This is a genomic window from Accumulibacter sp. (assembly GCF_036625195.1).
Taxonomy (GTDB): Bacteria; Pseudomonadota; Gammaproteobacteria; order Burkholderiales; family Rhodocyclaceae; genus Accumulibacter.
The window spans coordinates 3,726,025-3,749,544 of the sequence record NZ_JAZKUG010000001.1 but is presented as its reverse complement, the minus strand read 5'-3'; the positions used below and the strand labels follow the sequence as shown (position 1 = coordinate 3,749,544).

The 23,520-nt window shown below is 66.8% G+C and carries 18 protein-coding genes; 6 read left to right on the top strand and 12 right to left on the bottom strand.

Going from position 1 to position 23,520, the window contains the following annotated elements:
* Window positions 1-239: 239 nt before the first annotated feature.
* Both V5B60_RS16385 and V5B60_RS16380 read left to right on the top strand, forming a co-directional pair.
* On the top strand, window positions 240-2,237 hold the full coding sequence (locus tag V5B60_RS16385; RefSeq protein ID WP_332348260.1) for a PHA/PHB synthase family protein: 1,998 nt from the start codon (window positions 240-242) through the stop codon (window positions 2,235-2,237).
* Between the two features lie 823 nt (window positions 2,238-3,060).
* Window positions 3,061-4,167: a lipocalin-like domain-containing protein gene (locus V5B60_RS16380; RefSeq protein ID WP_332348258.1), complete on the top strand. Its 1,107-nt coding sequence runs from the start codon at window positions 3,061-3,063 to the stop codon at window positions 4,165-4,167.
* 24 nt (window positions 4,168-4,191) lie between these two features.
* On the opposite strand, the gene V5B60_RS16375 is transcribed toward V5B60_RS16380, so the two are convergent.
* From V5B60_RS16375 to V5B60_RS16355, 5 genes are all read right to left on the bottom strand, one after another.
* A complete protein-coding gene (locus tag V5B60_RS16375; RefSeq protein WP_332348256.1) occupies window positions 4,192-5,718 on the bottom strand; it encodes a mechanosensitive ion channel family protein in 1,527 nt (508 codons plus the stop codon).
* Window positions 5,719-5,812: 94 nt separating this feature from the next.
* Window positions 5,813-7,096 carry a molybdopterin molybdotransferase MoeA gene (gene moeA, locus V5B60_RS16370; RefSeq protein ID WP_332348255.1) on the bottom strand — a complete coding sequence of 428 codons (1,284 nt, stop codon included), beginning with the start codon at window positions 7,094-7,096 and terminating at the stop codon, window positions 5,813-5,815.
* Between the two features lie 78 nt (window positions 7,097-7,174).
* Entirely contained in the window at window positions 7,175-8,266 is a 1,092-nt protein-coding gene (gene moaA / locus V5B60_RS16365; RefSeq protein WP_332348253.1) for a GTP 3',8-cyclase MoaA, read from the bottom strand.
* A gap of 112 nt (window positions 8,267-8,378) precedes the next feature.
* Window positions 8,379-9,032, bottom strand: a complete 654-nt coding sequence (locus V5B60_RS16360; protein ID WP_332348251.1) for a TIGR04282 family arsenosugar biosynthesis glycosyltransferase — start codon at window positions 9,030-9,032, stop codon at window positions 8,379-8,381.
* Window positions 9,007-9,714 (bottom strand): TIGR04283 family arsenosugar biosynthesis glycosyltransferase, encoded by a 708-nt coding sequence (locus V5B60_RS16355; RefSeq protein ID WP_332348249.1) that lies wholly within the window; start codon window positions 9,712-9,714, stop codon window positions 9,007-9,009. The genes V5B60_RS16360 and V5B60_RS16355 overlap by 26 nt, the downstream gene beginning before the upstream one ends.
* A 283-nt stretch (window positions 9,715-9,997) precedes the next feature.
* Here V5B60_RS16355 and V5B60_RS16350 point away from each other — a divergent pair, with 283 nt between their 5' ends.
* The 3 genes from V5B60_RS16350 to V5B60_RS16340 all read left to right on the top strand — a co-directional run bounded on the left by V5B60_RS16350 (window position 9,998) and on the right by V5B60_RS16340 (window position 16,329).
* Complete coding sequence (locus tag V5B60_RS16350) at window positions 9,998-10,828, top strand: formylglycine-generating enzyme family protein (RefSeq protein ID WP_332348246.1); 831 nt, start codon at window positions 9,998-10,000, stop codon at window positions 10,826-10,828.
* 324 nt (window positions 10,829-11,152) lie between these two features.
* A complete protein-coding gene (locus V5B60_RS16345) occupies window positions 11,153-15,706 on the top strand; it encodes an EAL domain-containing protein (protein WP_332348244.1) in 4,554 nt (1,517 codons plus the stop codon).
* On the top strand, window positions 15,703-16,329 hold the full coding sequence (locus tag V5B60_RS16340; protein WP_332348242.1) for a hypothetical protein: 627 nt from the start codon (window positions 15,703-15,705) through the stop codon (window positions 16,327-16,329). Before V5B60_RS16345 ends, V5B60_RS16340 begins: the two co-directional genes overlap by 4 nt.
* Before the next feature lie 81 nt (window positions 16,330-16,410).
* On the opposite strand, the gene V5B60_RS16335 is transcribed toward V5B60_RS16340, so the two are convergent.
* Both V5B60_RS16335 and V5B60_RS16330 read right to left on the bottom strand, forming a co-directional pair.
* Window positions 16,411-16,941 (bottom strand): low molecular weight protein-tyrosine-phosphatase, encoded by a 531-nt coding sequence (locus tag V5B60_RS16335; protein WP_332348241.1) that lies wholly within the window; start codon window positions 16,939-16,941, stop codon window positions 16,411-16,413.
* A 6-nt stretch (window positions 16,942-16,947) separates the two neighbouring features.
* The gene (locus V5B60_RS16330) at window positions 16,948-17,154 is read right to left on the bottom strand and encodes a hypothetical protein (RefSeq protein WP_332348239.1); all 207 of its coding nucleotides are present in this window, start codon (window positions 17,152-17,154) and stop codon (window positions 16,948-16,950) included.
* Between the two features lie 126 nt (window positions 17,155-17,280).
* On the opposite strand from V5B60_RS16330, the gene V5B60_RS16325 reads away from it, so the two are divergent.
* Window positions 17,281-17,682, top strand: coding sequence for a hypothetical protein (locus tag V5B60_RS16325; RefSeq protein WP_332348237.1), 402 nt, complete (start codon window positions 17,281-17,283; stop codon window positions 17,680-17,682).
* Between the two features lie 28 nt (window positions 17,683-17,710).
* Here the strand turns inward: V5B60_RS16325 and der are convergent, their stop codons facing one another.
* The 5 genes from der to ispG are packed head-to-tail and all read right to left on the bottom strand — an operon-like array spanning window position 17,711 to window position 23,520.
* Window positions 17,711-19,159, bottom strand: coding sequence for a ribosome biogenesis GTPase Der (der, locus tag V5B60_RS16320; RefSeq protein WP_332348235.1), 1,449 nt, complete (start codon window positions 19,157-19,159; stop codon window positions 17,711-17,713).
* Window positions 19,156-20,298, bottom strand: a complete 1,143-nt coding sequence (bamB, locus tag V5B60_RS16315; protein ID WP_332348233.1) for an outer membrane protein assembly factor BamB — start codon at window positions 20,296-20,298, stop codon at window positions 19,156-19,158. The genes der and bamB overlap by 4 nt, the downstream gene beginning before the upstream one ends.
* On the bottom strand, window positions 20,298-20,981 hold the full coding sequence (locus V5B60_RS16310; protein WP_332348231.1) for a YfgM family protein: 684 nt from the start codon (window positions 20,979-20,981) through the stop codon (window positions 20,298-20,300). Before V5B60_RS16310 ends, bamB begins: the two co-directional genes overlap by 1 nt.
* Window positions 20,981-22,279, bottom strand: coding sequence for a histidine--tRNA ligase (gene hisS / locus V5B60_RS16305; RefSeq protein WP_332348229.1), 1,299 nt, complete (start codon window positions 22,277-22,279; stop codon window positions 20,981-20,983). Before hisS ends, V5B60_RS16310 begins: the two co-directional genes overlap by 1 nt.
* The gene (gene ispG, locus V5B60_RS16300) at window positions 22,276-23,520 is read right to left on the bottom strand and encodes a flavodoxin-dependent (E)-4-hydroxy-3-methylbut-2-enyl-diphosphate synthase (RefSeq protein ID WP_332348227.1); all 1,245 of its coding nucleotides are present in this window, start codon (window positions 23,518-23,520) and stop codon (window positions 22,276-22,278) included. The genes hisS and ispG overlap by 4 nt, the downstream gene beginning before the upstream one ends.

The following is a 23,520-nucleotide window of genomic DNA, read 5'->3' as shown; positions in this document are numbered from 1 at the left end:
TCCCGGCATTGTCGACCGTTGAGTACCGTCGAGTCAAGCATCGGGCGCGGCGCAACAAAAGGGCCGGGCAGACGATCGTTGCGACCACCGGCGAGCGGTCGCAACGACCAGCGGCAGCGCGGGCCGGGAGGACCGGCGGCAAGCGGCTCACGCGGCGGTGGCAGCAGTTGACCTGGATCAGCAACGCATTGCGACGATGCCTTAGGATAGCCTGTCACAGCGCACAACGGAGAGTCCCCATGGTCCAGATTGTTGAACAACCTTTGCCCGGCGACGCCGCAATGGCAGACCCCGGCGCATCACCCGTCGCGCCAGTGAAGCGGCGCACCCGCTCGGCCACGGATGGTCGCAAGAAGAGCAGTGCGCCGCCGGCAGCCCCGGCAGCCGGCTCGGCGCTCGCGGCAACGGCGCCCGCGGCGCCAACGGCGGCAGCCCCGACCGCGGCACCGACCGCCGCACCGCGAGCGGCCCAGGGCGAGCTTTCGCGGCGCTTGGGCGACCGCCACCTGCTCGACTCCGACGCGCTGGAAAACATCGACCGCATGACGAACATCGCGCTCGGCCAGATGAGCGGCGGCATCTCGCCGGCATCGCTGGCGATGGCCTATCTTGATTGGACGGTGCATCTGGCATCCTCGCCCGGCAAGCAGTTCCAGCTCGGCGCCAAAGCGCTGCGCAAGGCGATGCGCCTGGGCGCCTATGCCCTCTCGTCGGCGATGACCGGCAAGGCGGAACCGTGCATCAAACCCCTTCCGGGAGATCATCGCTTCGATCATCCGGGGTGGGAGCGCTATCCCTACAACGTGGTGTCACAGGGCTTCCTGCTCAACCAGCAGTGGTGGCACAACGCGACGACCGGGATTCGTGGCGTCTCCAAACATGCCGAAGCGGCCGTCTGGTTCACTGCCAAGCAGATCCTCGACATGACCGCCCCCTGCAACATCCCCTTCCTCAATCCGGAGATCGCCGAGACGACCATCCAGGAGCGGGGCGCCAATCTCGCGCGCGGTGCCGAGTTCTATCGGGAAGACATCCGCCGCTCGCTGCGGGAGGAGAAGCCTGCGGGCCTCGAGGCCTTCCGCGTCGGCGAGAACCTCGCCATCACTCCCGGCAAGGTCGTTTATCGCAACCTGCTGATGGAACTGATCCAGTATTCGCCGACCACCGACACCGTGCAGCGCGAACCGGTGCTGATGCAGTCGGCGTGGATGATGAAGTACTACATCCTCGACCTGTCGCCACACAACTCCTTGGTCAAGTACCTGGTCGACCGCGGGCACACGGTGTTCATGATCTCCTGGATGAACCCGCGCGCCGAACACCGCAACCTGGGCATGGAGGACTATCGCAAGCTCGGTACGATGGCCGCCATCGACGCCATCTCGGAGATTCTCCCCGGCCGCCGGATCCATACCGTAGGCTATTGCCTCGGCGGCATCCTGCTGACCATCGCCGCCGCCGCGATGGCCCGCGAGGGCGACGACCGCCTGGCGAGCATCACCCTGTTCACCACGATGACCGACTTCACCGAGGTCGGCGAGATCAACGTCTTCATGGATGCCAGCGAAGTCACGCTGCTTGAGGACATGATGTGGGAAAAGGGCTATCTCGGGCACAAGCAGGTCTCCGGCGGCTTCCAACTCCTCAAGTCAGCCGACCTGATCTGGTCCAAGATGGTGCGCGAGTACTACCTCGGGCACCGCGAACCGATGTTCGACCTGATGGCCTGGAACGCCGACGGCACGCGCATGCCGTATCGCCAGCATTCCGAGGTCCTGCGCCGCCTGTACGTCGACAACGAGCTCTTCGAAGGCAAGTACATGGTCGGTGGCCGCGCCATCTCGATCAGCAACATCCACGTGCCGATCTTTGCCGTCGCCGCGGTCGCCGACCATGTCGCCCCCTGGCACTCGGTGTACAAGCTGCACCTGCAAAGCGACGCCACCGAACTCACCTTCGTCCTCACCAGTGGCGGGCATAATGTCGGCATCGTCAACGAACCCGGCCGCCCGCGCCGCTCGTACCAGCTCAGCGTCTGCCGCGAAGGCGAACGCTTCCTTGATGCTGCCACCTGGAAGGAGACGACGCCGAGCTACCAGGGGTCGTGGTGGCCGGCGTGGCAGAAGTGGCTCGTCGATCACTCGACCGGCAGCGAGCAGGCGCCGACGCTGGGCGCCACGGAGAAGGGCTATGCGCCGCTCTGCGACGCCCCCGGAACGTACGTGCTGCAGACATAGCACGCACCCACCCCGGCCGCCGTCGCTGGCAGCGGCCGGGAGCACGGCTTTCGGCCACTTGATCGGGGCGGCGCATCTTGCCGCCGGCCTGTCCGTGTGGCTCTTCCGGCACGGCACCACGCCGCCTTGCGGGAGCCTCGGCCTGCGCGGCGGTCCAGCTCCACAACGGCGTGTCGCCGCCAGGGAGGCTGTGCAGAAATCGTCGCGAGCAGGCCGAGACGCGGGGCGCGAGCGAGCGAACGATGAAACATATCAGGTGGATCGACGCGGAGTGAGCGAGTGGGCAACGCTGTAGATCGGTCGCGCATCGGATTGATTCACAGCCTCTGACGGCTCGAGCGAAGAACCAAGGAGCGAACATGAAATGGTTGTTGGTTGCAATCGTATTGAATACCCCCATCAGGACGGACCTCGTTTTCAACAATCTGGCCGATTGTCTTGCCGCCGAGTCTCAAATGAGAAAAGAGTGGTCGGAATCGTACAACCAGACCAAGAAGTCCGGTGCCACGAGCGAGGCCTTGGGCTTGCTCAGTTCGCAAATGACGAAGGGCACTTGCATCCCGTCGAGATAGGCAACGCGTGTGGTGAAGTCCGCGTTCGACGGCATTCCGTGCCGGCATCACCTGGCGGACCTGCACAGTGGGCAGCGCGGACTCGGCTGCGCTGATGTCGCGACAGCGACGGCGGAAATCGGCAGGGTCGACGCCATCGACGAGGCGCATGAAGTCGCCTTGGCGCCCCTCCCGGCGCGATGACAGCAGCCATCGTCTGAGCGCCCCGCCCCACCCGTTGCTCGCAGCCCGCTAACTGCAGAGGCCGCACGATGCGCCGCCGCAGCTTCCTCGCCACTCCGCTGCTCTTGCCGAGCCTGAGCAGTGGCGCGGCGGTTGCGGCAGCCGTCGCCTACCCGGCGGTCGAAGCCGGTGCCGAGTTGGTCTTCCCGCGCGATCACGGCGCCCATCCCGCCTTTCGCACCGAATGGTGGTACGTCACCGGCGCCCTGGAGATGCCGCAGCCCGATGTCGGTTTCCAGTTCACCTTCTTCCGCAGCCGGCCGGGAATCGCCGAAGGCCTGCGCTCACCGCTCGCCGCGCGCCAGATCGTCTTTGCGCATGCCGCTCTCACCGTCCCCGGTGACGGCCTGCAGCACGCCGAACGCGCCGCCCGTGCCAGTCTCGGTGGGCGCTTCGCCAGTCACGACCTGGATGTCAGCATCGGTGCCTGGCGAATGTTCCGGCGGGAGACCAGCGGCCGGCAGTCGTTGCAATTGCGCATGCAGAGCCCGCAGTTCTCCTGGGATCTGTCGCTCACTCCGTCGCAACCGCTGTTGCTGCAGGGTGATGGTGGCCATTCGCGCAAGGGGCACGCACCCGGCTTGGCCAGCCACTACGTCAGTTGGCCGCAGTTGCTGGTCAGCGGGACGCTGCTGCGCCAAGGTCGCCGGCAAGCGGTCGAGGGCCGCGCCTGGTTCGACCACGAATGGTCGACCACGCTGCTCGGCGACGGCGCGGTCGGCTGGGACTGGCTGGGAATCAACCTCGCCGATGGCGGCGCGCTGATGGTCTTCCGCATGCGCGACGCAGCCGGGATGACGCTCTACGCGCACGCCGCCTGGCGCGATGCCGGCGGTCGCCTGCGGCAGTTCGCCAGCGACGAGGTCCGCTTCACGGCTCTGCGCCGCTGGCAATCGCCGCGCAACGGCGCCGGCTATCCGGTGGAGATCGAAGTCCGCTTCGGCGAGCACCGCATCCGCACACGCCCGGTCATCGACGATCAGGAGCTGTCGACCACCGTGCCGACGCCGGTGAGCTACTGGGAGGGCCTGGTGCAGGTCGACGGCAGCCTCGCCGGTCGCGGCTATCTCGAAATGACCGGTTATGCGGGTCGCCTGCGCGTCGGCGGGGAAGCTGCAGGTGGCGAACCGAACTGATGCCGGCAGCGGCAGTGCCGACGGTCAGAGCCCGAGGAAGGTGCGAATCCTGTCGAGCATGCCCGCCTCCGCCTTCGTTCCGCCCGGCGGCGTCTCGACGTAACGTTGCGAGAACTCGTCGATCTCCTGCTCGCGGCGGGCCAGGATGCCGGCAAACGCCTCGGCGATCTCCGGCCGCGACTGGACGAGCTGCTCGACCGTCGCCTGGTCGAGACGGTAGCAGACGAGGTCGCTGCGGGCGATGACGGTGTCGCGGCGCAGTTCGCCGGTGAGGACGCCGCGCTCGCCGAAGGTGCTGCCGGCGGCGATGGTGCGGAACAGCTGCCGTGGCTGCTGTGGAAACTCGAGCCACACGTCCGCCTCGCCGGCGGTGAGCAGATAGAGCCAGTGGGCGACGTCGCCCTGCCGGTAGATCACGTCACCACTGACGAAGGGCGCATGGATCAGGTGCTGGCTGATGGTCAGCAGCTCGTCTTCCTGCAGGCTGGCGAAAATCTCGAAGCCACGCAGGTCGGCCAACCGCCGTTCCCCTTCCCGGCGCTGGATCGATCTGCGGTAGGCCTCGTTCTCCTTGGTGACCAGAAGGGACTGCTCCGGCACGGCCAGTTCCATGCCACCACGCTGCAGGGCGGCGAGCAGGTGCACGCGCACCGTCGAGTCGGTCGGGTCATCGGCCTGCGGATCGATCATCCAGTAGCGCAGCGCGTAGCGCGCGTAACCCGGGCCGAATTCCATGAGCACGCAGGATGGCCGCGGATCGTCGGCCACGTTGGGAATTTCGGCGACGCTGATCGCCTTCTCGACGGCAGCGATCACCTGTGTCGGTGGCGAATCGTAGGTGAGGTTGAACCAGAGCCAGCGCCGCCACGGCCAACTGGCAACCTCCTCACGGCCATAGACGGTGAAACGGCCGCGCATCAACTGGCTGTTCGGCACCACCACCACCTCGCCGTTGCGCGTCCGGATCGTCGTCTGCCGCCAGCGCACCTGTGCCACACGGCCGTTGATGTCGTCGATGCGGATCCAGTCGCCGGTGCGCAGCGAGTTGTCGAGCTGCAGGGCGACGCCGGCGAGAATGTTGCCCAGCGTATCCTGCATTGCGAATGCGAGCACGGCGGTGATGACCGCCGACGTGGTCAGCAGGCTCGACGGATCGAGGCCGACGAAGTGCAGCCGGGCGACGATGAACAGCGCGTACACCAGCAGCACGCTGATGTCCTCGGCGATGCGCGCGACGACGATGCCGACGCGCGGCAGGATCGCCCGGAAGACGAAGATTGCCAGCAGCCGGAACAACGCCATTCCCGAACCGATGACGAAAAGCTCGTGCAGCATCACCGCCAGCCGCGAGTAGTCGAGCGCTTCGAGTACGGCGCCGATGAGCTGGCCGAGCAGGCAGAGGACGAAGGCGACGAAGGTCGCAGCCACCCGCCGGCGTTCCTTGGCCAGCAAGTGGAAAGAGAGCAGCGTCACGCCGACGGCAGCCGCGATGATGTACTTCGTCTCGGGCAGCCAGAAGTAGGCCCAGATCCGCTGCAGCATCAGGTCCATCGCGCCTCACTCCATCGGCCGGTCAGCATCCTGCCCACCTGTCCCCCTGCCCACGCGGCCGCCATGGCCCGCGCCATTTCCCGTTCGCAAGAAATCAGATCAGCCCCTCGAAGGCCTGCACCTCGACGACATCGCCGGCAGCAACCGGCCCGCGCTCGTGCCCGAGGACGATGAAACAGTTTGCCTCGGTCATCGAACGGAGGACTCCCGAGCCCTGGGTGGCGGCCGGGCGGACCCGCCAGCCGCCGGCTGCGTGGCTGAGGATGCCGCGCTGGTATTCGCTGCGCCCCGGCGCCTTCTTCAGGCCTTGCTCGCACACCGCCGGCAACAGCGGCACGACGGGCAGCGGATCGGCACCCATCAGCCGGTACAGAGCCGCGCGGACGAACTGGTAGAAAGTCACCATCACCGCCACCGGGTTTCCTGGCAGACCGAACAGCCAGGCGCCGCCGTCGGCATCACCGGCAGTGCCGCCGATGCGGCCAAAGGCCAGCGGCCGCCCGGGTTTCATCGCGACCTTCCAGAACAGGACTTCCCCCAGCTCAGCCATCAGCGGCTTGACAAAATCGGCCTCGCCGACCGACACGCCGCCACTGCTGATCACCACGTCGGCCGCGGCCGCCGCCTGGCGGAAGGTCTCGGCGAGGCGCTGCGGATCGTCGGCGACGACGCCGAGGTCCAGCAGCTCGCAGCCGAGCCGGCGGAGCATTCCGAACAGAGTGTAACGGTTGCTGTCGTAAACCTCGCCTTCCGCGAGTGGTGTGCCGATCGAGCACAGTTCGTTGCCGGTGGAGAAGAAGGCGACCCGCAAGCGGCGGAAGACGCTGATTTCGGCGAATCCCAGCGAGGCCACCAGGCCGAGCTCCGCGGGGCGGATCAGCCGCCCGGTGGCCAGAGCCGGCCGCCCGAGCGCCAGATCCTCGCCAGCCAGGCGGATGTTCTGGCCCTTGCGCTGGCCGCCCGGGATGAGGACACGCTCACCATCGACGCGGGTGACTTCCTGCATCACGACGGTATCGCAGCCCGGCGGCGGGACCGCGCCCGTCATGATGCGCACGCACTCGCCGGCCGCCACAGCCCCGGCGCAGGGGCGGCCGGCCAGGGCCGTGCCAATGACGCGCAGCGACGTCGTGCCGACATCGTCGAGGTCGGCGTGGCGCAGCGCATAGCCATCCATCGCCGAATTGTCGGCAGCGGGAACGTTGCACGGGGCGATCAGGTCGCGTGCAAGCACGCGACCGAGCGCGCCGCGCAGCGCGACGCACTCGCTCGCCAGCCGCGGCCGCAACTGGCTGTGGATGAAGGCGCGTGCCTGTTCGACCGTCAAGGCATCCGGGTCGTGTCCATCGAGGCGACTGAAACGCGAGGAAAGGCTCATGGCTGTCCATCCGACAGGTTTCGTCGTCCGCACGCTCCGGGCATCGCGGCCGGCTCGCGACGCGTTCGTCCCGAGCGCTCAGCCACCGGTCATCGACATGAAGCGAAGCACCTGCGGCGAGTCCATCTGGTTGGCGAAATCATGCCCCCTCGCCTTGATTCCCATGCCCTGGATGATCGCCGCACGCAGCGGCTGCTGGTCGATCGGGTGTGCGCGCAGCACCGGCAGCAGCGGCACGGCGCCGTTGTTGCCGAGACAGGGGTAGAGTTCGCCGCGGGCGGTGATGCGAACCCGGTTGCAACTGTCGCAGAAATTGTGGCTGTGCGGCGAGATGAAACCGACGCGGGTCTGTCTGCCCGGTATCCGCCAGTAGCGCGCCGGGCCGCCGCTGCTTTCGGCGGAAGGCATGAGGACATGCCGCGTCTGCAGCAGGGCAAGCGCTTCGTCGCTGCCGAAGAAGCGTTCGTCGCGCGCATGGCCGACGTCGCCCAGCGGCATCTGCTCGATGAACGAGATGTCGATGCCGCGCCCGACGGCGAAGTCAAGGAGATCGACCAACTCATCGTCGTTCACCCCTCGGATCATCACCGTGTTGAGCTTCAGCCGTTCGAAACCGGCCGCCTGCGCCGCGTCGAGGCCACGCAGGACCTTGGCCAGGTCGCCGACGCGGGTGATCTGGCGGAAGCGCGCGGGCTGCAGGGTATCGAGGCTGATGTTGATCCGCCTGACACCGGCAGCCCGCAGTTCCGCAGCGAAACGTTCCAGTTGCGAGCCGTTGGTCGTCAACACCAGCTCGCGCAGGCCCGGCAGGCAAGCGATCCGCTGCAGGAGCCAGACGACGTTGTGGCGGACGAGCGGTTCGCCGCCGGTGATCCGCACCTTGCTGACGCCAAGTTCCACGAAGGTGCGGGTAACGCGCAGGCACTCCTCGAGCGTCAGCACCTGCGCGCGCGGCAGGAACTCCATCTCCTCGGCCATGCAGTAGTTGCAGCGGAAATCGCAGCGGTCGGTGATCGACAGCCGGATGTAGCTGACCCGCCGCCCATACCTGTCGATCAGCGGTGCCGTCGCCGGGGACTGGCCGCCGGGCAAGGGTTCCGACGACGCAGCAACGTCCCCGCCGGCGGGCGGCTCGGCAACGACGTCTGGCGGCAACGATTCATGGCGCATCGGCGAGACTCCCGCGGGTGTGCCGGCGAGAACAAAAGGGTGGCGACCGTGGCCGCGGATTATAGCCCACTTCGCTCGCCCAAGGCCTGCCGCCAGCGGCGCCGGCGTGCGATCAGCCGCTCCACGCGGCCAGCTCCTCGAAGTCCGCCAGGCGACACAGATCCTCGGGCCGATCGACGTCCCACAGAGCCGGCAGCTCGAGCCAGCGCAGGCGGGCGCTGGCCAGGCGCGCGCGTGTCTGCGCCATCACCCGCTCGCTGCCCCAGTCGATGCCGGCGAACAGCGAGGGCTGCGGACGGCGCAGGCCGACGAGAACATAGCCGCCATCGTCGGCCGGGGTGAAGATCGCGTCAGGGCCGTCCGCCGCCTCGTCGCACAGCGCGGCGGCAGCGGCCTGCAGGTCGGCCGGCCGCAGCGCCGGGCAGTCACAGCCGATCAGCAGCAGCGGCCCGCCGTGGGCGGCAAAGGCGGCAGCCATCCGCTCGCCGAGATCGCCGGCTGCCTGCGCGCGCAGCGCGACACGGCAGCGCCGCTGCACGGCGCGGAAGAAGCGCTGCTGCTCGTCCGGCGCGCACCAGAGGCAGACGCTGCCGATCGCCGCCTGCTGCGCAACCGCCAGCGCGCGCAGGGTGAGCCGGCGCTGCAGGCGGGCGGCAGCGACCGCCCCGAGCGCCGGAATCAGCCGCGTCTTCGTCGCTCCGGCCAGCGGCGCCCGGCTGAAGACGGCGACGGTGACGTCTTCAGTCCTCGCGCGGTGAGTAGCCATAGCGTATCGCCAGTCGCCGCGGATCGGCGCCGAAGAAGTAGCTGGCGCGCAGGCGCCACATCAGCAGGATGGTTCGCAGGACGCCATGCTTCTGCCAGCGGCGCGCAGAGGTGTAAACCGTCTGGCGCAGGCAGGCCGGGTGCCCTACCCGCTTCAGGCGCTTCGCCAGGGCGATGTCCTCCATCAGCGGCAGATCGGGAAAGCCGCCAACCCGCTCGAAGACCTCGCGGCGAACGAAGATGGCCTGGTCACCGGTAGCGATCCCGGTCAGTCGCGAACGCCAGTTCATCATCCGCTCGATGACCCGCAGCAAGGGCTGCGCACCGTCGATGCGCACGTCGAAGCGGCCCCAGGCGGCGCCGGCGGCCAACGCGGCGTGAATCAGTTCGGCAGCCGCCGGCGGCAGGCCGGTGTCGGCATGCAGGAAAAGCAGTACCTCACCGCGGCTGGCTGCGGCACCGGCGTTCATCTGCGCGGCCCGGCCACGCGCCGACGCGAGCACGCGGTCCGCGAGTGGGTGCGCCAGCCGCGGGGTTTCGTCGGTGCTGCCACCGTCAACCACCAGCAGCTCCGCCCCCTGCTGCCGCAACGCGGCCAGCCCGGACAGATGCGCCGCGATCGTCATGGCCTCGTCGAGCACGGGAACGATCACCGACATCCACCGCGCAGTCAGCGGGGCCATCGCGGGTGGTGCCGCGCTCGTGGGAGTCGTTGGGGCAGGCTGACGGGTCATGGAGGGATCCTCCTCAAGCCGCATTATCGCGCAGCGTCGGCCGGCCGGACGACGCTGCCGGCCGAGTCGTCCGCCGCGCACCACGGCGACGGTGGCAGGCGCTGCACCGCGCCTGCGCGCCCGGTATGAAAAAACCCGCTTCGGCGCACAACGCTTCAGGGTATAGTGTGTCCCGTGCGCCGGCGACTGCTCCCTGATGAGCTGGCGCCGCAGCCCATCGCAGCGAAGCCGAATGATGAGTTCCCGCGACCTTCAAAGCCCCCGCATACCAGACGGAGCCGGATCTCCCTGCGCCATCCGCGGCGCCGAGCGGCAGACCGATGACGCCTTCGGGCCCCGTCTGACGCTTGCTGTCGGCCAAGCCCGGCAGACCTTCCGCTGGATTCCGCCCGGCCACTTCCTGATGGGATCGCCGGACGACGAAGCCGCACGCGGCAGCGCCGAGATCCTGCATGAGGTGACGCTGAGCCGCGGTTTCTGGCTTGCCGACACCGCCTGCACGCAGGCGCTGTGGATGGCGGTATGGCCCGTCAATCCCAGCCACTTCGCGGACGATCCACGCAACCCGGTGGAGAACGTCGCCTGGCATGACGCGCAGCGCTTCATCGGCGAACTCAACCGCCGCCTGCCGGGTGTGCAGGCGCGCCTGCCCACCGAGGCGGAGTGGGAGTACGCCTGTCGCGCCGGTACGACGACGCCCTTCTCCTTCGGCACGACCGTATCGACCGACGAAGTGAACTATCACGGCGCCTTTCCCTACCCTGGCGGTGAGCCGGGCCCCTCTCGCCAGCGTCCGCTACCGGTCGCCTCGTTGCCGCCCAACGCGTGGGGGCTGCACGAGATGCACGGCAACGTCTGGGAGTGGTGCGAAGACTGGTACGCGGACTACCCGCAGGAGCCGCAGGTCGATCCGCGCGGCCCGTCCTTTGGCAAGATGCGCGTGCTCCGTGGCGGCACCTGGAGCGACCCCGCACGCTACGCCCGCTCCGCCACCCGCAGCCGCATCGAACCGGTCTACCGCCCGCGCAGCACCGGCTTCCGACTCGTCCTGGGTCCCCCCTGAGGCCTGCGGACGAATCGTCGCCGGCGGCGCCGGTGATGGCGTTCCCGCCGTTGGCGCTGCCGATGCAGCGCTCTGCCCGCGCCTGTTGGTCTGCACTCAGGCTCCCGCCAGCAGCGTACAATCGCTGCCACGAAAGCCGGCCGGGGTGGCTCCACGGCAGGCGAAAAGCCGCAGCGGCAGGGAACCGGCGGTTTGCGACACCGGTCAGTGGACCAGCCGGACAGTCCTTAAACCCACACTGGAACGGATCTGGAAGAGACACAGATGAACATCGCCAGCGAAGAAGAACCGAAGAAGAGGCGTTCAGGCGTACGACGTGCAGCGATGAGTGCGAAGTCCGCCGACGCCGATGGCCCACACGCACGCGCCGACGAGCGGCCCTTCATCATCGGCATCGGTGCCTCGGCCGGCGGTCTCGAGGCATTGAGCCTGCTGTTGCCGGGCTTGCCGAAGAACCTCGGCCTCAGCTACGTCGTCGTGCAACACCTGTCGCCGACCTATCGCAGCATGATGTCGCAGTTGCTCGGACGCGAGACGACAATGCCGGTCCGCGACATCGAGGACGGCATATCGCCGGAACCGAATACCGTCTATATCACACCGCCGAATCGTAATCTGACGATGATGGAAGGCCACTTCCGCCTCGTCGAGCCGGCCCGTGAGTCGATGCCGAAGCCGTCGGTGAACCGTTTCTTCGCCTCGCTGGCGGAGGAAATCGGCGAGTCGACGATCGGCATCGTCCTCTCCGGCACCGGATCCGACGGCGCTTCGGGAATCCATGCGATCAAGGCGGCGGGGGGCTTCACCTTCGCCCAGGATCCCGACACCGCCAAGTACAACGGCATGCCGCAGTCGGCGATCGACACCGGCAGTGTCGACTGGATCCTGCCGCCCGAGAACATGGGCGCGGAGATCAGCCTGATTGTCCTCAACCGCGGCCTGATCCCGGTCGCGACGCAGGCTGCGAGTGCTCCGGCGACCCTGAAAACGCTGCTCGGCAAGGTGCGCAGCCGGACCAAGGTCGATTTCTCGCAGTACAAGGAGCCTACCCTGTGGCGCCGGATTGAGCGCCGCATGGCGGCCAACCACGTCAGCACGCTGCATGACTACCTGCAGGTGGTCGACCAGACGCCGGTCGAACTCGACAAGCTGTGCAAGGACATCCTGATTTCGGTCACCGCCTTTTTCCGCGATACCGAGGCCTTTGCCCGTCTCGACAAGGTGGTTGCCGAGATCCTCGCCGGCAAGCAGCCGGGCGACGACATCCGCGTCTGGGTTGCCGGTTGCGCAACCGGCGAGGAAGCCTATTCGCTGGCGATCCTGTTTTCCGAGCGACTCGGCGCCGCATTCGACCAGTACCGGCTGCAGATCTTCGCCACCGACATCGATCTCGATGCGATGGCCCTCGCCCGTCGTGGCGTCTTTGCCGCATCGAGCCTGGCGCACATGGACCGTGGCCGCATCCGCGCCCACTTCACGCCGCACGGCGATCGCTACGAGATCAACAAGAACCTGCGCGATGTCGTCATCTTCGCCCGCCAGGATCTGGTGCAGGATCCGCCCTTCCTGCGGCTCGACCTGGTGAGCTGTCGCAACGTCCTGATCTACTTTCAGAGCGAGCTGCAGGCGCGGCTGCTTTCGGTGTTCCATTACGCGCTCAATCCCGGCGGCTATCTCTTCCTCGGCAAGTCGGAGGGAATCTTCCAGCAGGAAGCGCTGTTCGGGGTGGTGGACAAGGATGGTCGCCTGTACCGGCGGCATGGCGTAAGCACCCGGCTGCCATTGTTGCGCACCGAGATGCAACCGCCGGCAGCCGGTCTCAACCAGCACCAGCGGGTCGGCAAGCCGACGACACCGCTGGCTTTCGAGAACATCCTGCTCGAGGCGGCCGGGCGTTACTTCATCCCGACCAGCATCCTGATCAACGGCAAGTTCGAGATCCGCCACATCCACGGCGACGCCAGCCGCCTGCTCAACGTTTCGCCGGGCAAACCGGCCTTCGACCTGATCTCGCTCATCCGGCGCGAATTGCGTACCGAGGTGCAGGTGCTGATGCGCCAGGCGCAAGTGAAGCAGACGGTCGCCTACGGGCGTCCGCGCCACATCAAGGCACTCGACCCCACGCGCGGCGTTCGCCTGTCGGTGCACCCATTGTCGGCGATCGACAGTGAAACGCTGTTCATGGTCTGCATTGAGTGGATCGTACCGGCAGCGGGCAAGAACGCGATCGAGGACAGCAACAACGCCAGCGACAAGGAACTCGAGGACGAACTCGCGGCAACGCGCGAACACCTGCAGACGCTGGTCGAGGAACTCGAGACCTCGAACGAGGAAATGCAGGCGCTGAACGAGGAGATCCAGGCGTCGAACGAGGAAATGCAGGCGTCGAACGAGGAACTCGAAGCGTCGAACGAGGAACTGCAGTCGACCAACGAGGAACTGGCGACGGTCAACGAGGAACTGCAGATCAAGACCGCCGAGACGCAGGAACTCAACATCGAACTCGAGTGCATCCAGAACAGCGTCGACTACCCGCTGCTCGTCCTCGACCGCAACCTCGGCCTGCAGCGTTTCAACAGCGCCGCTGCGCGGCTGTTCAAGCTGACTGCGGTGCAGAGCGGCCGCCACCTCCGCGACCTGCAACTGCCGCCGGGGATGCCAGACCTGGTCGCCAACAGCCAGCAGGTGATCGAAACGCAGAATGCGCTCGACTGCCAGATCGTCAACGCCAACCGCCGCCACTATGCCCTGCACATCGTGCCGCTGTTGCGGGACGCGCAGCGCATCGCCGGCGTCATCCTGCTTTTTTCCGACAACACCAACCTGTACGAGGTCGAGCGTTCGGCGCGCGAAACGCAGGTGCGGCTGCTCGCCGTCATGAACAACTCGGTCTCGCTGATGGCCGTCAAGGACGCCTCCGGACGCTACCAGTTCGCCAATCCCAAGTTCGAGGCCACCTTCGGTTTCGCCAACGGCCAGGTCATCGGCAAGACCGACCTGCAGCTCTTCCCGGCCGAAGTCTGCGACGTCTTCCGCGAGAGCGAACTCGAAGCGATGCGCCTGCGGCAGGGGATCGAACGGGAGGAAGCGTTGCCACTGGCGAATGGGCCTCGCCACTTCCTCGCCGTGCGCTTCCCGCTGCTGGACGACGATGGCGCGATCACCGGCCTCTGTTTCCAGGCCACCGACATCACCGCGCGCAAGGAGGCCGAAGACGGATTGCGCCTGGCGGCGATGGTCTTCGACCGCGCCTCGGAAGGGGTGATGGTCACCGACACCGAGCAGCGCATCCTGACCGTGAATGATGCCTTCACCGTACTTACCGGCTTTACCCGTGAGGAAGTGATCGGTGAGAAACCGAGCCTGCTGCGGTGCAACCTGACACCGCCCGAGCTCTATGAGGAAATGTGGGAGCGGATCAACCGGCTTGGAGTTTGGCAGGGCGAGATCTGGAACCGGCGCAGGAACGGCGAGCCCTTCCTCGAGTGGTTGTCGATCAACACGGTCAAGGACCAGAACGGCAAGGTGGTGAACTATGTCGGCATGTTCAGCGACATCACCAAGGTACGCGAGTCGCAGCAGCGCATCGAGTACCTGGCGACGCATGACGAGCTGACCGGACTGCCCAACCGTGCGCTGTTCAACGACCGGCTGCACCTCGCGCTGGCTCGCGCCGAGCGGCAGCAGCAGAGCATGGGCGTCGTCTTCATCGATCTCGACAACTTCAAGGTCGTCAACGACACCCTTGGCCACGTCACTGGCGACCGCCTGCTCAAGCAGGCTGCGATGCGGCTGCTCGACTGCGTCCGTTCGGAAGACACGGTGGCCCGTCTGGGTGGCGACGAGTTTGTCGTCCTGCTCGAGACCACCGATCGCAAGGAAGCGACGCGGACGGCCGAACGCCTCCTGGGCGCGCTGAGTGCGAGCTACCACTTCGAGGAACACGAGTGCTTCGTCAGTGCAAGCATCGGGCTCAGCATGTTTCCCGAAGATGCCGCCGATGCCGGTGCGCTGATGCGCAATGCCGACTCCGCGATGTACCGCGCGAAGGATCACGGCAAGAATGCATTCCGCTTTTTCACTGCCGATCTCGCCAGGCATGCCGCACGCCGGCTCACCCTCGAGGCCGGCTTGCGGCGCACGATCGAGAGCGGGGAGCTGACGGTCTGCTATCAGCCGCAGGTGATCCTCGACAGCCAGCGGCTGATCGGCGCCGAGGCACTGGTCCGCTGGCACTACAACGGCGAGACGATCGAGCCGGTCGAGTTCATCCCCGTCGCCGAACAGAGCAACCTGATCGTCGAACTCGATGAATGGGTTCTCGGCGAGGTCTGCCGCCAGATCGCGGCGTGGGACGCGGGCGGGCTGCCGCCCGTGCGCATCAGCGTCAACATCTCGGCTCGCCATTTCCGCAAGGAAGGCATGGCCGGCGAACTGATGCGCATCGTCAGCACGCACGGCGTCGCGCCGCAGCGCCTGTGCATCGAGATCACCGAAGGCGTCCTGATGGACTTCGACCGCGCGCAGCGAATGCTCGCCGAATTGGTCGCCTGCGGTCTGACGATCAGCATCGATGACTTCGGCACCGGTTTCTCGTCGCTTTCCTACCTCAAGCGCTTCCCGATCCACGAGTTGAAGATCGCCCGTGGCTTCGTCGACGGCATATCGACTAGCGCTGACGACCGGGCGATCGGCTCAGCGATCATCGCCCTGGCGCGCAATCTGGGGATGAGCGTCGTCGCCGAGGGCGTCGAACAGCCCGAGCAGCATGCCGAACTCGACGCGTCGGGCTGCCACCATGGACAGGGCTTCCTCTATTCCCGCCCACTGACGGCCGACGAGTTCGCGCAATGGCTCCAGGAACGCCCTGCGGCGTGAGGGATGATCGGCGCTGCGGCGGGCAGCGTGACTGCAATCAACCCACGGACGAAGCGCCGGACGCAACGCTGCTGCGCTATACGCTCGATGCCAGCGACGCGATCGTCGCGGTGTCTGGTGACTGGGATCGCTTCGCTCTGGCGAATGGTGGCGAGGCGATTCTGGCGGAACGAGTCATCGGCCGCCGACTCGACGACTTCATTGCCGGTGACGTCACGCGGATGTTCGTACGCACCATGCTGATGTCGGTGAGAACGCTCGGGCGCGAGCTACAGCGCCCGTATCGTTGCGATTCACCGCTGATGAAGCGCCTGATGCAGATGACCATCACGCCGCGCGCCAACAAGCTCGTCGACCTCTGCCATCGCCCCTTGCGCCAGGAACCGTGGCCCGGCTCGCTGCCGGTCGTCAGGCCGGCGAGCGCCGACGCGACACGCGTCGTCAAGCGCTGCAGCATGTGCAACCGCGTCCGCTTCGGCCGGCAGTGGTGCGAGCTCGACGAAGCGTTGCGCGCCGCTTGCCTGTCGGCTGCCGCATGCCTGAACGTCGTTCATGGTGTCTGTCCGGACTGCTTGCGGGACGTCGGCACAAGCCGGACCCCGCAGCGACGAGTCCGGAGCTGAACGCGCCACCGGCAGCCAAGGCGGGTGGTCGACACAACTGCCAGCGGCACGCTCGCTGCCGCATGCACGGGCAGCCCGTCTTCAGTTGCTGCCCGGGATCGAGTTGCCTTCGCCGACGGATGATTGCGGAGCGGCGTTTTCCTGCAGTTGCTGCTCGATGCTCTCGACCAGACCTTGCGCCGCGTCCTCGATCATGTCGAGGACGAGGTCGAAACCGTGGCCGAGGCCGTAATAGGGATCGGGAACTTCATCGTCATCGAAGCTCTTCGAGTAGCTCATCAGCAAGCCGAGGCGGTCGTGCTTCTCTGGTGGACAGATTCGCTTCAGGACGTCGAGGTTGTTGCGGTCCATGGCGAGGATCTGGTCGAAATACTCCAGGTCCTGCGACGCGACCTTGCGCGCCCGCATCTCCGAAAGGTCGTAACCGCGCACCGCAGCCGCGCGCTGCGTTCGCTGATCCGGAGTCTCGCCGGCATGGTACCCATGCGTCCCGGCCGAATCGACCTCGACGCGGTCCTCAAGACCCTTCTGTCGCAGGATGTGGCGGAGCACGCCTTCTGCCGTCGGCGATCGACAGATGTTTCCCATGCAGACGAACAGGACCTTGATCACCTTCAGTTATCCGGATACCGTGAAGCCCGCCTCGGCTCGCTGCACCCCGAACGGCGACACCCGGGGAGCGCGTGCCCGGCTCCAGGCGAGACTGGCGAAGGCATAATGATCGGTGGAAACCGTTTCCAGTGCAACAGCAAAGCGCCCATCCGCCCCGCCCGCCTTCGCACGGACGCCATCCTGCGGCAGTGGATTGGCTTGTCCCGCGGTCACGCGGGCCTGCCGTCGCGAACGACTCGAGCATGGCCTGCCCAGGAAGGGGCGGCAGCAACCCGTTCGACTCTCTATATATAATGCGCTCTCCACTTCGACAGCTCGTACCATACAGGGGGAATAACGATGAGCATTCTGGATCAGGCCAAGGAAGCTGCTGCGGCAGCGCTCGAAAAGACGATCGAAGTTGCCGGATCGGCCGCCGAGGCAGTCGGGGAAGCGGGCGCCAAGGCGAAAGAGCTGGCCGAGGAGGCGGGTGCCGCCGTCGCCGAAGGCGTGAGCACGTCCGCCGGCAAAGCAATCGAGCTGGCGACCGATGCGGTCGATAGCGGCAAGCAACTCGGCGCGACGCTGATCGACGAGGCAAGCGGCTTGCTTGACCGGTCACGTGCAGCGCCCGTCCGGGCTGGCGAAAGCATCGTCGGCGGCAGCTCGGAAAGCGACACAAGCGGTTCGGAAGGCAGCGGCGGCGGTGCGGGAGCAGCTGCCGGCGGTGCGGCGGCGGAGGACACCGCCAACAAGGGCTGAGCGCTCGCGACGATGCCGGGACGATCGCTCAGCTACGACCGGGGACTTTTCGTCTGATCGCTGGCCGCGCGACCGCAGCTGCCTTGACGCCATTTGCATCGGTCGCCTTGCCGCGCGCGCCCGACGACGGGCGGCGGCGGTTTTGCTCTGCTGCCGGCTTGTCGGCAAAAGGGTTGCTGCTGACGTTGAACTGAATCTGCAGGGGCGTCCCCTGCAGCTTGAAGACCTCCCGGAAGGCGTGTTCGAGATAGCGACGATAGGACTCGGGCACCTTGTCGAGCGCGTTGCCGTGAATCACGACCAGCGGCGGATTGCGGCCGCCTTGGTGCGCGTAACGCAGCTTCGGCCGGAACTGCCCGCTGCGCGGCGGTGCCTGCCGGGCGACGGCGTCGATCAGCACCCGCGTCAGTTGCGGCGTCGGCAGATCGACGGTTGCTGCCTGATGCGCGGCATCGACCGAGCGAAACAGCGTTTCCAGGCCCTGCCCGCGCAGCGCCGAGACGTAGTGAAAGCGGGCAAAGTCGATGAACGACATCTGGCTCTCCAGAGCCGCCTTGATCTGCTCGCGCAGGTACGGCGTGAGCCCATCCCACTTGTTCACCGCGACGACGAGCGCGCGCCCCGATTCGCGGATGAAGGCGGCGATGTGCGCATCCTGATCGGAGATGTCCTGCCTGGCATCCAGGACGAGCACCACCACCTGTGCCCCTTCGATGGCCTGCAGCGTCTTGATCACCGAAAACTTCTCGATCGTCTCGAAGACCTTGCCGCGGCGCCGCAGGCCGGCGGTGTCGATCAGGCTGTAGCGGCGGCCAGCGCGCTCGAACTCGATCTCGATCGCATCGCGGGTCGTCCCCGGCTGGTCGAAGGCGATCACCCGCTCCTCACCGACCAAGGTGTTGATCAGCGTGCTCTTGCCGACATTCGGCCGACCGACGATCGCCACCCGGATCGAATCGCCGGCGCCCTCCTCCAGCGATGGCTCGGGAAAGGGCTGCAGGGCCATATCGACGAGGGAGCGCACGCCCTCGCCGTGCGCCGCCGAAATCGGTATGGGCTCGCCGAGACCCAGTTCATGGAAATCGGCAGCAACGACGCCAGAGCTCATTCCTTCCGCTTTGTTGACCGCCACCAGGACGGTGCGGCCGGAGCGTCGCAGGCGGTTGGCGATTTCCTTGTCCAGCGCGGTGACGCCGCTGCGGCCATCGACCAGAAAGACGATGACGTCGGCCTCGTCGATCGCCTGCTCGGTCTGTCGTGCCATCTGGTGCACGATGCCATCGCGGACCAGCGGTTCGAAGCCGCCGGTATCGACGACCAGGTAGGGCTTGCTGCCCAGCCGTCCGTGCCCGTAATGGCGATCGCGCGTGAGGCCGGGAATGTCTGCCACCAGCGCGTCGCGCGTCCGCGTCAGGCGGTTGAAAAGCGTGGACTTGCCGACGTTCGGACGCCCGACGAGGACGATGCTCGGCTTCATTGCGCGTCGATCGCGAGCACACTGCCCTTGCTGGTCTGTGCCAGCAGACTGCTCCCGAGCCGCTGCAGCGGTGCCCTGATCGGACTGCCATCGGTGTTCAGGCGGGCGACGAAGGAGCCGTCGTCGCGACTTAGGAAATGCACGACACCCTTGACGTCGCCGACCGCGACCATGTTGCGCAACGGTTGCGGCGCCGTCAGTCGGCGCAGGAAGAGCTTGTCCTGTTTCCACAGGCTGGCGCCGCTCGCCTTGTCGAGTGCATGCACCGCGCCCTTGTCGTCGGAGACATAGAGGTAACGGCTGTCGACCGCGACGCCTGCGGCACTCGAGATGTCGCGCGACCAGATGAGGTTGCCGTTGCCGAGATCGAAACAGGCGATGCGCCCCTGGAAGGCCGCGGCACAGATCATGCGGCCGTCGATCACCGGCACGCTGGTAACATCGGCCACGCGATCAAGTTCGGTCGCGCCCTTCGGCAGGGCGACGGTCCCTTCCCAGAGTGGAGCGCCGTTGTCGAGGCTGACAGCCATCAGCTTGCCACCCGGAAAGCCGACGAAGACGTACTTCTCGATGATCAGCGGCGCCGCAGTGACGCGCAGCGACAACGGAGTGCTGGGACGCTGGTAGAGCCACCTGCGTTTGCCGTCACTGGCGTCGTAGGCGGCCAGGCGATGGTCGACCGTGCGCACGATCACCAGGTTGGAGCTCAGTGCCGGTGGCGCAACCACCTCGCTACTCGCTTTCGCTTTCCACAACGGACTGCCGTCGAAAGTCGAAAAGGCGAGCACTTCGCCTTTTGCCGTACCGACGACGAGCATCCGCGCGTCGGCGCCGACGCCACCGGAGAGCGTGACGCCGGCCTTGATCCTCCACGCCGGCTGGCCATCCTCGAGACGCACGATCGTCCCGTCGCGCGCCGCGGCATAAACCGTCGAGCCGACGACTGCCGGTATCAGGGTGTAGTCCTCGCTCCTGCCCACCCCATCCGACCAGAGTACGCGCGCCTCGGCGCTTGCCTGGATCGGCTGCAGCTCGGCCATTTTCGGCCCGCTGCTGCTGAAGGGATTCAGCGCGTCGAGCGTCGAACAGCCCGCGAGGCTTGCCACCAGCGCCGCTGCCGCCCACAGTGGTCGCATCATCAACCCGGCTCCCCAAGTCCATCGAGCTTCAGTTGCAGCGATTCGCGATAGGCGGCGTTGGCCTGGCTGTCCTGCAGCGAGTTCCTTCCCTTGTCGCCTCCGTCGGCAGAATCGAGCCCGCTCAGCGCAGACCGGTACGCCGCACGCGCCTCGCCGGCCTTGCCCTGCGCCACCAGGACATCGCCGCGGGCGTCGGCGAAGCGCACGGCGAATCCCGCAGCCGGCGTTGCCTCGAGCAGCTTGAGAGCCTCGTCGTAAGCCTTCTCGTCGAGCAACAGGGCGGCCAGCCGCAGCCGCGCCAAGTCGCGCAGTTCATCCTTGCCATGCTCGACGACCCAAGCGAGTTGCACTCTTGCCGTCTTGACATCGCCCGCATCGATCAGCGCCCGCGCCGTCTTCAGTGCAGCCAGCGGCGCATAGGCCGTGCCACCGTACCTGTCGACCAACTCGCCGCTCGTCGCCTTGATGCGCTGCGAGTCGTTGTTGGCGATTGCCTTCTGCAGACCCGCGAATACCACCGCTGCCTGCGCTGACTGCTGCCGTTGGTACCAGTTCCAGCCCTGCCAGGCAAGAGCCGCGAGTGCTGCCGCCGTGATGATGCCGCTCACCAGGTTGCCGTACTGCTTCCACCACGCCTTCAGCTCGGCGATCTGTTCCTGTTCTTCGAGGTCGTAGGTAGCCATCAGGCGTCCTCCCAATCCATTGTTGCATCGATGATCGCGTCGGCGAGGCGGTCCACGCCGATGCGCCGCTGTTCGTTGGGCAGCTCGCCCACCGGACGCAGCGGCTTCAGGCTCGCCTCGCCGGCGCTCGCCTCGTCGTCGCCGATGATGACGGCGAAGGCGGCGCCCGAGGCGTCGGCCTTCTTCATCTGCGACTTGAAGCCGCCGCCGCCGCAATGGAAGAGGACGTCGATGCCGCGATCGCGCAGCGACTCGGCGACCCGCGCCGCCAGACGCGAGGCCGTGGCGCCCTGATGCACGACATAGACGTCCACCGGCTGCGAACCGGTGGCGCCGCCAGCTTCGCGAATCAGCGTCGTCAGCCGCTCGACGCCCATGGCAAAACCGCAGGCCGGCGACGGCCTGCCGCCCAGTTGTTCGACCAGCCCGTCGTAGCGACCGCCGGCACAGACCGTCCCCTGCGCGCCGAGACGATCCGTCACCCACTCGAAGACGGTCAGATTGTAGTAGTCGAGTCCACGCACCAGGCGCGGGTTGATCTCGAAAGGCTGGCCGGCGTCGCGCAGTACCTGTTGCACGCTTGCGAAGTGCGCCAGCGATTCATCGCCGAGATGATCGAGCAACCGCGGCGCGCCATGAATCAGTTCCTGCAGAGACGGGTTCTTGCTGTCGAGAATGCGCAGCGGGTTGCTGTGCAGGCGCCGCCGGCTGTCCTCGTCGAGAAGATCGCCATGCCGTTCGAGGTAGGCGATCAACTCGGCGCGATGGCGTGCGCGTTCCGCCGGCTGGCCGAGCGTGTTGAGCTGCAGTGCGATGCCATCGAGGCCAAGGTCGTCCCACAGGCGGGCGCCCATGAGGATCTGCTCGGCATCGATGTCGGGTCCGGCAAAGCCGAGCGCCTCGACACCGACCTGATGGAACTGCCGATAACGCCCCTTCTGCGGCCGTTCGTGGCGGAACATCTGGCCCATGTAGTAGAGCCTCTGCGGCTGCTGCGCCACGAGGTTGTGCTGGATCACCGCACGCACACAACCCGCCGTGCCTTCCGGGCGCAGCGTCAATTGCTCGCCGTTGAGGCTGTCTACGAACGAGTACATCTCCTTCTCGACGATGTCGGTCACCTCGCCGATCGCCCGCTTGAAAAGCGGCGTCGGCTCGACGATCGGCAGGCGGATCGGCCGGTAACCATAGCTGTGCAGCCAGGAACGGACGGTCTCGTCGAAACGGTCCCAGAACTCCGCCTCATCGGGCAGAATGTCGCTCATGCCACGCAGCGACTGGATCCTGTTCGCATTCATCGCGTCGCAACCTTTCTCTGGTAGGTGCGTGCGACGTAGGCATCGACGATGGCGGTGAACTCCTCGGCGATGTGGTCGCCGCGCAGGGTCACCGTCTTCATCCCGTCCTCGAACACCGGCGCCACCGGCGCCTCGCCGGTTCCCGGCAGGCTGATGCCGATGTTCGCGTGCTTGCTTTCCCCCGGCCCGTTGACGACGCAGCCCATCACGGCCAGCGTCATGTTCTCCACGCCATCGTGCTCGACGCGCCACTGCGGCATCCGCTGCCGCACATGCTCCTGGATCGACTGCGCCAGTTCCTGGAAGAAGGTGCTGGTGGTCCGCCCGCAGCCGGGGCAGGCGACGACCATCGGTGTGAAGGCGCGCAGCCCCATCGTCTGCAGCATCTCCTGCGCGACGATCACCTCCTGCGTCCGCGCCCCGCCGGGCTCGGGGGTCAGCGAGACGCGGATCGTGTCGCCGATCCCCTCCTGCAGCAGGATCGCCATCGCCGCCGTGGACGCGACGATACCCTTCGAGCCCATGCCGGCTTCGGTCAGCCCCAGATGCAGAGGGTAGTCGCAGCGCCGCGACAACTCGCGATAGATCGCGACCAGATCCTGCACGCCCGACACCTTGCACGACAGCACGATCCGCTCCCCCGGCATGCCGAGCGCCTCGGCCCGGGCTGCCGATTCGAGCGCCGAGACGACCATTGCCTCGCGCATGACGGCGACCGCGTCCTGCGGCACGGGACGGCGCGCGTTCTCGTCCATGATCCGCGCCAGCAGGTCCTGGTCGAGGCTGCCCCAGTTGACGCCGATGCGCACCGGCTTCTCGTATCGACAGGCGACTTCGATCATCTGCGCGAACTGCTCGTCGCGCTTGCGGCCGTGACCGACGTTGCCCGGATTGATGCGGTACTTGGCAAGTCCCGCGGCACACTCCGGATGGTCGGCGAGCAGGCGATGCCCGTTGTAATGAAAGTCGCCGATCAGCGGCACATCGACCCCCATGCGGCCCAGTTGCTCGCGGATCGGGGCCACGGCGGCAGCTGCCTGCGGCGTGTTGACCGTCACCCGCACCATTTCGGATCCGGCACGTGCCAGCTCGGCGCACTGGATCGCCGTGCGGACGACGTCGGCGGTGTCCGTGTTGGTCATCGACTGGACGACCACCGGCGCCGCGCCGCCGATCGTCACCTGCCCCACACGGACCGGCCGCGTCGGCCGGCGCAGCGTGCCCTCGAGCGTACCGCTCAC